The sequence below is a fragment of the Gordonia sp. NPDC003585 genome, assembly GCF_040610755.1.
Classification (GTDB): Bacteria; Actinomycetota; Actinomycetes; order Mycobacteriales; family Mycobacteriaceae; genus Gordonia.
Genome location: NZ_JBEXMX010000020.1, coordinates 1 through 13,095 on the forward strand (window position 1 = coordinate 1; position 13,095 = coordinate 13,095).

General features: G+C 65.5%; 9 protein-coding genes, 1 tRNA gene and 2 pseudogenes. 4 read left to right on the plus strand and 8 right to left on the minus strand.

The features are described from left to right. Positions 1–336 (minus strand): annotated as a pseudogene (locus ABZW74_RS07460) (FUSC family protein); the annotation flags it as partial. A gap of 40 nt (positions 337–376) precedes the next feature. Between ABZW74_RS07460 and ABZW74_RS07465 the strand changes: the two are divergent. After that, positions 377–865 (plus strand): MarR family transcriptional regulator, encoded by a 489-nt coding sequence (locus ABZW74_RS07465; RefSeq protein ID WP_355275317.1) that lies wholly within the window; start codon positions 377–379, stop codon positions 863–865. A gap of 1 nt (position 866) precedes the next feature. Here ABZW74_RS07465 and ABZW74_RS07470 read toward each other — a convergent pair whose 3' ends face one another. Then, the gene (locus ABZW74_RS07470; protein WP_355275319.1) at positions 867–2,828 is read right to left on the minus strand and encodes a gamma-glutamyltransferase family protein; all 1,962 of its coding nucleotides are present in this window, start codon (positions 2,826–2,828) and stop codon (positions 867–869) included. Positions 2,829–2,960: 132 nt separating this feature from the next. On the opposite strand from ABZW74_RS07470, the gene ABZW74_RS07475 reads away from it, so the two are divergent. Then, positions 2,961–3,401, plus strand: coding sequence for an SRPBCC family protein (locus ABZW74_RS07475; RefSeq protein WP_355275321.1), 441 nt, complete (start codon positions 2,961–2,963; stop codon positions 3,399–3,401). Between the two features lie 771 nt (positions 3,402–4,172). On the opposite strand, the gene ABZW74_RS07480 is transcribed toward ABZW74_RS07475, so the two are convergent. From ABZW74_RS07480 to ABZW74_RS07490, 3 genes are all read right to left on the minus strand, one after another. Further along, positions 4,173–5,798, minus strand: coding sequence for an MFS transporter (locus ABZW74_RS07480; RefSeq protein WP_355275323.1), 1,626 nt, complete (start codon positions 5,796–5,798; stop codon positions 4,173–4,175). 67 nt (positions 5,799–5,865) lie between these two features. Further along, positions 5,866–7,521: a cellulase family glycosylhydrolase gene (locus tag ABZW74_RS07485; protein ID WP_355275325.1), complete on the minus strand. Its 1,656-nt coding sequence runs from the start codon at positions 7,519–7,521 to the stop codon at positions 5,866–5,868. Between the two features lie 185 nt (positions 7,522–7,706). Continuing rightward, a complete protein-coding gene (locus ABZW74_RS07490; protein WP_240857628.1) occupies positions 7,707–8,402 on the minus strand; it encodes a TetR/AcrR family transcriptional regulator in 696 nt (231 codons plus the stop codon). Positions 8,403–8,542: 140 nt separating this feature from the next. Between ABZW74_RS07490 and ABZW74_RS07495 the strand changes: the two genes are divergently transcribed. Beyond that, positions 8,543–9,766 (plus strand): oxygenase MpaB family protein, encoded by a 1,224-nt coding sequence (locus ABZW74_RS07495; RefSeq protein ID WP_240857627.1) that lies wholly within the window; start codon positions 8,543–8,545, stop codon positions 9,764–9,766. On the opposite strand, the gene ABZW74_RS07500 is transcribed toward ABZW74_RS07495, so the two are convergent. The 3 genes and pseudogenes from ABZW74_RS07500 to ABZW74_RS07510 form a co-directional block, all read right to left on the minus strand. After that, positions 9,763–11,022: an acyltransferase gene (locus tag ABZW74_RS07500; protein WP_240857728.1), complete on the minus strand. Its 1,260-nt coding sequence runs from the start codon at positions 11,020–11,022 to the stop codon at positions 9,763–9,765. The two genes, ABZW74_RS07495 and ABZW74_RS07500, sit on opposite strands and share 4 nt — an antisense overlap. Positions 11,023–11,248: 226 nt before the next feature. Next, a pseudogene (locus tag ABZW74_RS07505) lies at positions 11,249–11,503 on the minus strand (hypothetical protein); the annotation flags it as partial. Positions 11,504–11,590: 87 nt separating this feature from the next. Next, positions 11,591–12,751: a hypothetical protein gene (locus tag ABZW74_RS07510; RefSeq protein ID WP_355275327.1), complete on the minus strand. Its 1,161-nt coding sequence runs from the start codon at positions 12,749–12,751 to the stop codon at positions 11,591–11,593. A 239-nt stretch (positions 12,752–12,990) separates the two neighbouring features. Here ABZW74_RS07510 and ABZW74_RS07515 point away from each other — a divergent pair. After that, positions 12,991–13,063 (plus strand) — tRNA-Arg (locus tag ABZW74_RS07515). Positions 13,064–13,095 lie beyond the last annotated feature (32 nt).

Here is a 13,095-nt window from a genome sequence, read left to right on the forward strand (position 1 = left end):
CTCGGTCACCAGCGCACCGCCGCTGAGCCCGACCACCCCGCCGATCACCGTCGCGGCGGTCATGCCCACGCCGAGCGCAAGGAGTCGCACCGATCGCACCCGATACGGATCCGGTCGGCAGAATGCCGAGACCAGCGCGCCAAGGGCGGCGAATCCGGCGATGTCGTGGAGTCCGAGGACGCCGCCGACCACGAGGACCGCGCCGACCGCGACGCCGACGCGGGCCGGGACCGCCCACGACGCCTTGCTCAGGTCCAGCGAGAACGCGTCACGCCACGTTCGTGGCCGGATGGGGTGAGCAAGTGCGTCGACACGGGTACGGATGGTCGTCGGCATGCGGTTACTTTATCACTATTTTACTAGTAAAATAAATGGCATGGCCCCCTCCGACCTCGTCGACCGCATCCAGCAGGAATGGGCGCGCGCCTATCCCGACCTCGACGTCGCACCCATCGGCGTCCTCGGCCGCGTGCAACGCCTCGCCGCAGTCACCACGCATCGGTTCGACCGCAACCTCGACCGCCACGGCATCACGCGCTCCGAGTACGACGTGCTGGGGGCGCTCGCCCGTGCCGATGGTCCGATCCGGGCGAGCGAGGTGGTGTCCACGACCATGCTCAGCGGTGCGTCGATCACCAAGCTGACCGACGGTCTCGCGAAGCGTGAGCTGCTGGTCCGGCGCCGATCGGAACGCGACGGTCGGGTGGTACTGCTGGAACTCACCGACGCCGGCCGTGCACTCGTCGACGTCGAGTTGCCGCGGCGGCTCGACGACGACGAGCAGGTTCTCGCGGCACTGACGCCCGCCGAGCGGGAAACACTCGCCGGCCTGCTGCGTCGGGTGTTGAGTTCGTTGGGGGAGTGAACTACTGCAGCGTGCCGTCGTCGCCCATCACGGCACCCTCGCGACGGGGGTCGGCACCACCGATCCAGCCGCTCTCGTGGCGGCGGAGCGCGCTCAGTCCGCTGGATTGGTCGGCGACCGAGACCTGTTCGCCGCGCTCCCGAAGTCCTTGCACGAGTGGATCGTTCGCGCCGTCGTCGGCGGTGTCCACCAGCGGATGCTCACCACCCACATTCGACACGGGCGTATTGGCCGATCCGAAGTCGATCATCGACACCGCCTGCTGCGGGTCGAGTCCCCAGTCGAGCATCGCGACCAGGGTCTTGATCACGAACTGGATGATCACCGACCCGCCGGGCGAGCCGAGAGCGGCCAGCAGGGTCGCCGGTGCGCCGTTGGTGCCGGGTGTCAGGACCAGAGTCGGCGCCATCGACGAGCGTGGGCGTTTGCCGGGTGAGACGCGGTTGGCCACCAGGTTGCCGTCGTCGTCGCGGGGGTCGGCGGAGAAATCCGTCAGCTGATTGTTCAGCACGAAGCCGTCGACCATGTGGAAGCTGCCGAAGGCCGACTCGACGGTCGTGGTCATACTCGCGACGTTGCCGTACCGGTCGGCGACGGTGATGTGACTGGTGCCGTGCTCCGGCCCGGGATACGTGCCCACCGGCACCGGTCCGAGATTCCCGGCGGGCGCCTCGCCCAGCGAGCGGTCGGGGGAGATCAGCGTGGCTCGCTTCTTGAGATATGCGGGGTCGAGGATGGTCGCCACGCCCCGGCCGGGCAGAGGAACGAAATCCGGATCGGCGACGTATTTGTTGCGATCGGCGTAGGCCAGACGCTCTGCTTCGTTGATGAGGTGCACGGCTGCCGGATCGGGTCGTCCGCCATCGCGGTCGAGGTCGGTCGGCTTCATCGACGGCAGGTCGAAGTTCGACAGGATGCCCAGAGCCGAGGCGACCGCGATGCCGCCCGACGACGGACCGGGCATCCCGACGACCTGATGTCCGCGGTAGTCCATGGTGATCGGGGTGCGTTGGATCGCACGGTAATTCGTGAGATCCTGCGCGGTCATGAGGCTCGGCGTCATGCCGTTCGCCGTGCTCGTCGCCTTTGCCACGATCGCGGCCGCGATCGGTCCGGCATACAGCGCGCCGGCGCCGTCGGTGGCGAGCGCGCCGAGGGTCTTGGCGTACGCGGGGTTCGTCAGCCGGGTGCCCGTCACCTTCGGCGAGCCATCGGGATTCAAGAAATAGGCGCGGGCATCGGGGTCGGCGGACAGATCGCCTGCCGCGGCGGCGATGGCGGCGGCGAGGCGGGGACTGATGTCGAAACCGTTGTCGGCGAGCATGATCGCCGGGTCGAAGAGCGAACGCCAGTCCTGTTGCCCGTACGCGCCGTGCAGCATCTCGAGCATCCGCATCGCGCCGGGAATGCCGATGGATCGGCCCGACGCCCGCGCGCTCGGTTTCGGTTCGGTCCGATCGGTTGCGCTGACGTAACGCAAATAGTCCTCGGTGGCCGCGGCCGGCGCCGTTTCGCGGCCGTCGTACGCGTGCACCGTTCCGCTCTTCGCGTCGTAGTACAGCGCGAACGCGCCGCCCCCGATACCCGACGACTGAGGTTCCACGAGACCCAGGACGAGCTGTGCGACGACGAGCGCGCCGGCGGCCGTCCCGCCGTCGCGGAGCACTTCGCAGGCGGCCTTGGTGGCGAGCGGATTGGCGGTCGCCGCGGCAAAGGTGCGGGTGGTCACCGGTCGCATCCCGGTCCGGTAGCCGGTGGCCACCTCGGGATTGGTCGAGATGTCGGTGGACGCGTTCGAGGTCTGCGACGCCGCAATGTGCTCGCCGTTGGGGATCTCCGTGCAGGTCACCGGCGCTGCCATGTCCGAGTCGTCGCCACAGGCGCTCAGCGCCATGGCCGCGAGGACGATGGCGCCGGCGACGGCGACCAGTCGGAGTCGAAGACGGCCGCGGGGGCGTCTCATAGGGGTCAGAGTAGACGGACCGCTTCTGGGGCGGGGCGGTTTGCGATCGTGTAGCGCCGGTCACTTAGGGTCGAACATCGGGGCCGGTGGAGGGCCGGTCCACATCGTCGTTCGTCCGGAGGGAGCCCCGCTGTGGGAGTGGTACGGCACGAAGCATTGATCGACGGTCCGCGCGACCAGATCTTCACCTACGTCAATGGGTACGAGAACGTCCCCGAGTACATGTTCGGCGTGCAGCGGTTCGAGCCCACGTCGGACATCACCTCGGGCCTCGGTTCGGTGTTCGACGTGACCATCGACGTGGGCCCCAAGAAGCTGAAGTCGACCGTCGAATGCACGGAGTGGGTGGAGAACGAGCTCATCGTTCTCGAGGCGATCGAGGGATTCAAGGCCGACACGACATGGAAGTTCGCCGACAAGGACGGCGGCACACAGGTTTTGGTCGAATTCGGTTACACGCTGCCGGGTGGACTGGCCGGCCGTGCGTTGGGCGCCATCATCGGACCGTTTGCATCGCAGGGTGTGCGATACACCGACTCCAAGATCAAAGCCCATCTCGCTCAGGTAGATTGATCCGGAGGTCGGGGCCGGTGGCCAGGATCGGGCCCCTGACGGTGGTCGTCCGGGTATGTCCCGGAAGCGGACGCTCTCGGGGCCCGATCTCAGTCACCGATTGTCGGCCATCGCGTTCTACCGAACGCGATGCCAGGAAGACGCGCCCACAAAAAGCAGGGGAGGAAACTTCTTCCCCGGCCCTTGGTGTCTTCCTCCAGAAAATTCTCGCGGACGACTACGAACCCCGGGGAAGAACTTCTTCCCCTAGATTTTTCGGGCACGACGGTATCGTGTTTCTGCAGCTCAGGAGGCCGAAGGCAGTACTCTTCGAGTCAGCGTCCCTCCGTCGGCGTTGCCGACGATCTTGGACGTGGGAAGAACGTGGCCGCCCACGCGGCCCGGAGGCTCCGCGCGGCCGGCACCCGCGACAACAGGAGCCGAATTGGAGAACGCGAGTGCTGCAGCACTCGCGTTCTCCAACTCAACTCGAGTTCTCGCAGGACGACGCGAGAGGTGGCCATACCGAAGCCGCGCCCGACCTGGGCGGTGATGTGCCATGGGTGGCCTCAGGCCACACCCTGTGCCGAATCGGGTCAACCGTGTGCTGCAGCACACAGATTCTCCAACAGGACACAGAGTGTCCGGAGCGACTCGGCGATCGTGGAGGCGGGAAGAGGCTCGTCGTCGAGGGCCGGTGTCACGGCGGACACCCCGCGATCGCGATGGGATGGCCGCCGCGAAGCCTCCGCACACCCCCAGTTCAGGAGGACGAAAGCAGTACTCTTCGAGTCAGGTGGATCGAGCCTCGTTGGCTGCCCCGGTCGGGGCGGCGACCCGATCGGGGAGTCGCCTCGACAGGAACAGTGACAGGACGGTGAGCACGAAGACAATGAACAACGCCTGCTTGAGTGCATCGATCTGACTGTCGGCGTACACCCTGCCGACCTCGGCCGAGGCTTCCTGGGACCCGCCAGACTGATCGACCAGTGCGATCGCCTCCGACTCGGAGATGATCGGCACCCCGGCGTCGTTGACCGTGGCGATGATCTGCTGTTTCTGTGACGGGCTGAGGGATTGGGCGTCCTCGATCGACGTGGTGAAACCCGAGCCGAGCAGCAGGATGAACACCGACCCGACCACTGCCGTTCCGAACGACGATCCGAGATTCTGGAAGGTGCCCTGCAGGCCGCCGACCTCCGAGGTGTCGGACTCCTTCACCGCAGACATGTTGGCATTCCCCAACTGCGAGGCGAGCAGACCGAATCCGGCGCCGACCACGAACATGCCGATCGCGAAAAGCCATCCGCGCAAGGCGGGTTCGATCGCGCCGATGGTGAACAGGATGCCCGCCGCCATCACCACCTGGCCAAGTCGCGCGATGAAGCGGGTGGAGCGATGGGCGGTCAACCACGATCCGATCGCGGAGAACACCACCAGACCCGCGGACAGCGGCAGGATCTTGAGCCCGGTTTGCATGGCGTCCTTGCCGAGCATCGTCTGCAGGTAGACCGGTACGACGAAGAACAGTGCCGCGATCGCGAAGTACTGCACCAGGAATCCCGACAGCCCGCCGCGGAGCGCGCCGATGCGCAGCAGGTCGACATTCAGCAGCGGCTGACGGCCCGAATCCGCGAGGGCCCGTTGCCGGATGACGAACAGCCAGAGCACCACGACGCCGAACAGGATCAGGTAGGCGACCGGCGAAACCCCCAGGGGCGCAATGGTTCGGTCGCCGATCTCGGGTGGGTTGAGCGGCTTGAGCCAGCCCCACGTCTTGGACTGCAGCACACCGAAGACGACCAGGGCCATACCGCCCGCCGACAGCAGAACCGACAGCGGATCGATGCGGGTCTCCCGGTTGCGTTCGTCGTCCTTGATCCGACCGGACACGAGCAGCACGCCGATCATCACGACGGTCTCGGCGGCGAACACGTAGCGCCACGAGAGGTAGGTGGTGACCAGGCCACCGATCAACGGCCCGACGGCGGCGGCGAGTCCGGTCACGGCGCCGAGGATCGAGAACGCGGTGACCCGGGCCTTGCCGGTGTAGTTGACAGCGGCCAGGGCGGCGATGGCCGGGATGACCAGCACGGCACCGAGACCTTCCACCAGCGACCAGCCGAACAGAAGCACGGGCAGGTTGGGGCTGAGCGCCGTGAGCAACGAGCCGATGCCGTAGATCACCGAACCGATCTTGAACGCCCGGGCCCGGCCCAGCAGGTCACCGAACTTGCCGCCGGTCAGCATGAAGGCCGCCATCGTCAGCGTGTAGAACGTGATCGCGGCCTGCATGCCGGTGATCGTCGTGTCCAGGTCCTTGGCGACGGTGGAGATGGACACGTTCATCACGGTGCTGTCGAGCACCATGACGAACTGCGAGACCGCGAGGATGACGATCACGAACCATTTGCGCATGGCTGGAAAGCATATGCGCAAGTGGGTCACACCACCGTCATGCGGGTGGGATGACCCGAACCGCGGGTCACTCGGTCGCCGTCGAACTGCCCTCGCCGTCAGAGTCGTGATCGGTGGTGCTGTCGGTTGTGTCGTTCTCGGTTGTGGTGTCGGTTGTGGTGTCACCGTGGTCAGCGGTGGCGTCGGACGTTTCATCCGCGGGCGGATCGTCGTCGCTTCCGTCTGGCTCGTTCGGGGTCGATTCCGGTGATGGGTACTGACTGTTGATGGTCGTGTTGTTGGTGTTGCTGCCGTTCGTCTTGCTGCCGTCCGGCTCGTTGCGTGCGGTCGACTTGCTGTCGGTGGGCTCTGGTGCTGTTGTCGTGTTCTTCTCCGGGGTGCTGACGACGGGGTCGTTCACGACCGGGTTGTTCACTACCGACGCTTCCTGCTCCGACGCGATCGAGAATGACTGCACAGCGGCGGTATCGGGGACGGCCGCGGTGGCCTTGGCCGCCGTCGATGCGGGCGACACACCCAGCAGCCCGAGAACCGAGTTGACGATGTCGGTGACCAGACCGGTGAAAGCGTCGAAACCCGTCTTGAGGATGCCGAGTGGGACGCGGAGGACGCCCGCCACGAACTGCACCGCGATCACCGACAGCACGGTGAGCACCGACGGTTGCGGGATCGGGCCCGTGAAGGGATTGTCGAGCTTTCCGTCGGCGAGGTCGGCGATCATCGCGGTGACGACGGCAACCGCGGGCTTGGCCGTCCAGTCGGTGCGGAACAGGCCGAAGTTGTCCTCCGCGTCCCAGCTTCCGGTGTTCGAATCCCGGGCGCTGTAGATGAATATCGGACCTGCGCCGTCCATCGTCTGCCACCTGGTGATCAGGTCGGCGATGTAGGCAGCCTGCTGGGCCTCCGACAGCTGACCCGTCGGCAGGCCGTATTCGGTGGCCCAGATTTTGAGGTCGCCGTCGCCGTTGGCGACCATCAGCGCGTAGATGGCCGTCATCTGGTTGATGGGCGAGTCGGTGACGTCGCCGCCCTCCGAGAAGGCGGTCCAGTAGTGATACGGGTGATAGGAGAGGGCGTCGAAGCTGTCCTTCGCGCCCGCGGCATACATGCGCTGCACAAACGTGACGGGACTCAGGGTGCCGAGACCGGTGGGCACCGCCCCGAGTACGCCGGCGATCACCACCGCGTCCGGGTCGGCCGCCTTGATGGCGGGGTAAGCCGCCTTGAGCATCGCCGTGTAGGCCTCGGGGTCGACCGGGTTGTAGAAGGCGAAACCGTTGGGCTCGTTCCAGATCTCATACGCGGAGACCCCGCCCTGGTACCGGGTGGCGAGGGTGCCGGCGAAGGTCGCGTAGACATCCGGGTCGACGTGGCCGTTGATCGGGAACCCCGCCCACGACGGTGTTCCCGACACCACCATGACGATGTTCATGTCGCGCTCCTGCGCGGCGTCGACAATCGTGTCGAGCTTCTCCCAGTCGTAGGAGTCGGGCCCGTCGGGTTGGATGTAGATCCACGGTGCGCCGATCCGAATGTCCTTGACACCCATCGCTTGCAGCTCGTCGAGGGTGCGTGCGATCTCGGCATCACTCAGGAGATACAGGTTGGAATCGGCGACCCCGAGCGTCGTCGGCGACTGATCGATGGATGCGACGAGGACGACGGGAATCGAGTAGGGCGCCGTGGTCACCGTCGTGTACTCGACGCGGTCGGCGAAGGTCATACTGCCGGCGGCCACCATGGCGGCGATCGCGCACGCGGCAATCGCGACTCTGGCCAGTCTGTGGTTCGACGGGGGACCTGTCTGTGAACGGTGAAGCGGGTCAAGCATTCTCGACTCGGCCATGACGCATCCCGACGTTGGGCCCCCGAACCAGAACAACGGTTATCCGCCGCTCGATCGCGATGTTATCCCGACGACGGTTGGCGCAGCATCGGTACGAGGAATTGTCGTGCGAGCGAGACCAATTGCGCGTCGTCGTCGATCGCGACGATGCGGCTTGGCACGGTGAGGAACGACGCCGAGATCCGGACCATCATCTCGGCGACCAGATCGACGTCGAGGTCGGCGGCCACGTTGCCTGCGCTCTGTTCACGTCTCAGCTGACCGGCGACGAACTGCCCGACCGTGGCGAGGAGTTGCCCGTTGTCGCCGATCATCGATTCGATGAGCAACGCGGGTTCGGCGTCGGACAGGCCGCCGATCAGGGGGTTGTGCGAGATCGCTCGCAACGACGCGACGAAACCGAGTACGACGCGGTCCTCGACCGTCGACGCGTTGTGGATGTTGGTGCGGAACTGGTCGAAGTATCGACGGAACTCGCGAAGCACCACATGTTCGACGAGGGCGTCCTTGGTCTCGAACTTCCGGTAGAGCGTGACGCGGGTGACTCCGGCTCGTTGAGCGACCTTCTCCATCGGTGTGCGCTGAATCCCGGTGCGGCAGAACAGGTCGAATGCCGCGTCGAGGAGACGCTCGGAGGTGGGGTCGGGCGCTTCGTCGGCGGCGGTGTCGAGTGCGCGGAGATATGCGCGCTCGAGCAGGGATTGTTCCGGGCGCGATCGGGAGGGCGTCGACTCGGGTTCGATCGGCGCTGCGCGCACGGGGCCTCCTGGATGAACGATCGTTCGACCTGATTCTACTGTTTCGAGTTCTGACAATCTGCTGTGTCCTGGCTCACTCGGTGATAGAAATGTTACAAGGTGACAATCACTGTCACATTGCCACATGAAGGACGGGGAAAATGGACAATCTCAGCAGAAGGCAGGTCTTACGGACCGGAGGTGCCGTCGGAGCGCTGGGGGCCGTGGCAGTCGCCGCGCAGGGGACACCCTGGACGTGGTCGCCGGCCGGCTCGGTGCCCGGCCGCGGCAACGGCGCCGACCCGCGAACGGTGTGGGACGACGAGGCCGATCCCGTGGTCGCGAACCTGCTCGACCGCGGCCAGGTTCCCAAGGTCAATCAGCTGCTCCGCAGTTGGACCAAGAACGGCCAGCCGCTTCCGGCCGGACTTCCGCGTGAACTGCGTGACTTCATGGAGCACGCCCGGCAACTGCCGTCGTGGGCCGACCGGAGTCAGCTCGAGACAGCAGTCCGGTTCAACCAGAAACGCGGCACCTACCTGGGCGTTCTCTATGGTTTCGCCAGCGGCATGATGAGCACGATGATCCCGCGCGAAGCCAAGGCCGTGTACTACTCGCGTGGCGGCGCCGACATGAAGGACCGCATCACCAAGACCGCGAAACTCGGCTACGACATCGGGTCCCTCAACGCCTATCGGCCCGACGGTGAGATGGTTGTGACCTGCGTCAAGACCCGTCTGGCCCATGCCGCGGTCCGTCACATGCTCCCGCAGTCGGCGTGGTGGAGGAATGTCGCGACGGAGAAGGTGCCGATCAGTCAGGCCGACATCATGGTCACCTGGCACAGTCTGCCGACGACCGTGATGCGCAATCTGGAGAAGTGGCGCGTCCCGATTGCGAAGGACGAGTCGAGGGGATTCCTGCACTCCTGGCAGATCACTGCCCACATGCTGGGCGTTCAGGATCAGTACATCCCGGCGTCATGGGATCAGGCCGATGCGCAGGCGAGCCAGGTGCTGGACCCGATCCTGCACTGGACGCCCGAGGGGCAGAAGCTCGCCGACATCCTGCTGGACCTTGGCATGAACCTCGACCTGACCCTGCTGTCGCGTGGTGTGCTCGGTGCGCTCACCCGATTCATGCTGGGAGACAAGTTCGCCGACTCGCTGCACATCCCGCGGGAACCGGTCTGGACGCCGCTGCTCGAAACCGCGTGGGGTCCTTACGTGCTGGTCCGCGAGGGCATCTTGAACGTCGGCATGCCCAAGGAGGCGTACTGGATGATCGACGAGTTCCTGCGTCAGTTCGTGCTGTTCTACATGTCCGAACTGCGGATGCCGATCAACATCGAGATCCCGGTTCTGAACAACCCGCACTACCGCTAAGCCGGGACGCTCTCGTCGGCGACGGTCGGTTCCTCATCCCGGCCGTCGCGACGGGTCGCTCGGATGCGCGCCGTGATGCGGCGGAGCCAGTCCAACGACAGCGGGACACGCGGCCGCGCGACCAGCCACTTGCTGAACGGCAGACGCAGGATGAGCTCGACGGACGCCAACGACAGCACCAGCACCGTGCTCACCAGGATGATCGCGCGGCTGGCCAGCGAATTCGGGAAGCCGTCGGCGAACAGGAAGTCGAAGAATCCGATCCGGGCCAAGATGTCCAGGATCAGTGGGTGGATGACGAAGACGCCGAAGGCACGCAGGGTCGCCCACGTCACGAAGGCCGCGGAGAGAAGACCTCGGCCGGCCGAGATGCGGTCGTTCCACATCAGCGCGATCAGCCACAACAGCGCGAACCCGCCGAGATACCAGGGGAGCGACGCAAGATTCCACGGGGTGCTGGCCTGGGCCGGGAAGACGCCAGGCGTCGTCGACATCAAGTACATCGCGACGCTGAACGACAAGCACAATCCGGCCGCGACCATCACGCCGACCGCGTGCTCGCGCATCCAAGCGTCGACCTCGGTGCGATGATGAGCGGCCAGCATGCCGATCGCGATGAACAGCGCGTACATCGGCAGCAGTTTCCAGCCGTGGTCGTAGACGAAGGTCCATGCCGGCCCGCCCGGACGCGGCAGGTACTGGTAGACGACGAAGTACGTTGCCTGGATGGCTGCCGCGACTCCGAGAATCCACCACGGATGCGATCCCACCTTGCGGTGCATCCATGCGAGTGCGGGGAAGAAGAGGTAGATCTGCATCGAGATGAGCAGGAAGTACAGCTGGTACTTGCCCTCGCCGATCAGACTGTGCTGCGCCAGCGACGTGAAGAACTCGCCCGCGGGCGGGAACGGGTTGTCGCGGATGATGATGTGGTCGGTGACGCTGTAGAGGACCGTCCAGATCAGGTAGGGCGCGACGACCAGCCCGAAGCGTTTGCGCCAGAAGGTCAGTGGCGACATCGTCTTGCCGCGCATGCTGAGCACCAGCACGTAGAGCGTCACGGCGACGAACCCGTATCGGGTGAGGTGCAGCAGGGTGCCGACCAGACCCGCATTGCGGATGACGTCGGTGGTGGCGATCGCGTTGACACTGTGCGTCACGACCACGAGGGTGAACAGCACCGCACGCACGAAGTCGGCGGTCAGAGCTCTGGGCTGACGCGGCGCTCCGGGCGCGGCGGTGGGCGACGTTTCGATCGATCGGCTTTCTCGGATTCCCTGCCGCTGCGAGTCACTGGCCTTTCGCAACAGAGCATCCTCCTGAAAATTGTCACCTAACTGCAACGCAGAAGTTTACGGAGCGTTCCTGGCAATAACCTCAACGAGAGCGCAATCGGTGACATGCATCACAAGGCCGGAGGCGATATTCCCGGACGCGATTGGATCGGCGAATCGCTGCCGTGAATGTTGTGCAGGTCGCCGGTCATCGTGGCGGTTTCCGAAAACCCAGACTTCGAAACCCCAGAGTGGTGTATCCGGGTGACCGTTTGGCCAACGACGCGGCGAGAACTCCGGTCTCCACATCGTGTTAGTCGTGCACCTCGGCCGTCTGCTTGCCGGGATACGCGCGCAGCACGCGGCCCGCATATTGCACCAGGCGGCCCTTGAACGCGATGGGTGCGGCAAGGAACAACGTGTCGAGCGCAGGGCAGTCGAATCCCTCGCCGACAAACGGCCGGTGGCGACGACCAAAAAGTGGTGTGGCCTCGACGACGGCGTCGACCAGGCGGCGGCGCGCCGAGACCTGCTTGATGGCAGTTTCTGGTCAGATGCCCGCCAGATCCAGTCGCTCGATGAGGGTGACCTTGCGGGAGTGCGCCTTTCGCAGGGCACTGCACTGCTCGGTGAACCTCGCCTGGCTATCACCGCGCTCGGCGACGGTGCGCAGGTCGGTGAGCAGCGCGACAGCCGCGTCGTAGTGGTCCGGCTTGCGCGCGGAAATCAGCGAATCGACCTGTGACCACGCGACATCCTGGGACGACGCCAGCTGTTCGATCTTTCGCTCGTAGGCGGCGGCACGTTCCTGCTCGCGTCGTGCGTCGTTCTCCGCGCGACGTAGGGCCGCCTGCGTGTCCAGGTCGGTGCGGAGTTGAGCCGCGTCGGTGATGAGGGCTGCTGCTGTTGGGGATGCTGTAGCGGGTTGTCCGGTTGTTGTGGCGTCGACGAAGCGCCGCGATAGTTCCACCTGCACCCGCATCGGGTCGCCGGATGCGACGCGAAGGAGCAGGTCGTCCTTCTCGCCGCTCGGGAGCGAGGAGATCCACGCGGCGAGAGCCTCGGTGTCGGAGCGGGTTTCGAGCTCCGGCGAGGATTCGGCGGCGATGGCCAGCAGGTCGTCATCGACACCGAGGAATTCGGCGAGTGCATCCTGCGCCGGGGTGAGGTCGGCCAGACCCGGCGGAATGGGCGGCGCCGGGTCCTCGTGGTCGACGTCGTCGATGTGCTGGAGATCAGGCGTGCCCAGTGTTCCGAGCCACGCCAGGTAGAGGGGTCGCAAATCGCCGGCGGCCAGTTCGGCACGGACACCGATCATGGTCGACAGCAACACATCTGCGTTGTAGAGATCGCCGTAATCGTCCTCGCCGTCGCCTTCGTGAAAGAAGTCGAGCACCGTCGAGTCGTCGGTAGACCACGCGGTGGCCGGTTCCCCGGTGCAGTAGGTCGTCGCGACATCGATGTCGAGGACTTCGCGGGGGAGACGGAGCATCAGGCGGCGGGAGCCCCAATTGCTGAGGTACAGATGCGCGTCGTAGAAGTGCTCCATCAATTGATCAGGCGAGCCCCGGAAGTCACCCCACTCGTACTCGTTGACGAAACCCGTTGCGCTGATGCGTGCCCGGGTCGACAGCGAGCGCATCTGAGCCTGCTCGGCAGATGTGAGCGGCCGGTCGATGGCCATGAATTCGTAGTACTGATACTCACTCATGTTTCCCCGTTTTCCATATCCGGTGTGACATGACGCGACGGTAGCGGTCACCTCCGACAAGATGAGCTCGAGCGGTCGGCGCGTAAGCGGCGCTGACCGCCGATCCCACCGACCGGCGCGTGACGTAGACTCTGGACCGTCCGATTCGCTGCTGAGGTGGCCGATCGGGCCGCGACTGCCGTGAACGCGGGCCGGAAACTCGCAGACCTGCGATTTCCTCCACGAGGTCACCCAGTCCCGCTCTCGTAGCTCAGGGGATAGAGCACGGCTCTCCTAAAGCCGGTGTCGCAGGTTCGAATCCTGCCGGGAGCACTCGACGTGGCCGCCCGTCGGGTGGAGTCCCG

Coding starts and splice junctions, on each gene's coding strand:
- ABZW74_RS07465 (WP_355275317.1), top strand. CDS start 377: ATGGCCCCCTCCGACCTCGTCGACCGCATCCAGCAGGAATGGGCGCGC.
- ABZW74_RS07470 (WP_355275319.1), bottom strand. CDS start 2,828: ATGAGACGCCCCCGCGGCCGTCTTCGACTCCGACTGGTCGCCGTCGCC.
- ABZW74_RS07480 (WP_355275323.1), bottom strand. CDS start 5,798: ATGCGCAAATGGTTCGTGATCGTCATCCTCGCGGTCTCGCAGTTCGTC.
- ABZW74_RS07485 (WP_355275325.1), bottom strand. CDS start 7,521: ATGACCTTCGCCGACCGCGTCGAGTACACGACGGTGACCACGGCGCCC.
- ABZW74_RS07495 (WP_240857627.1), top strand. CDS start 8,543: ATGGACAATCTCAGCAGAAGGCAGGTCTTACGGACCGGAGGTGCCGTC.
- ABZW74_RS07510 (WP_355275327.1), bottom strand. CDS start 12,751: ATGAGTGAGTATCAGTACTACGAATTCATGGCCATCGACCGGCCGCTC.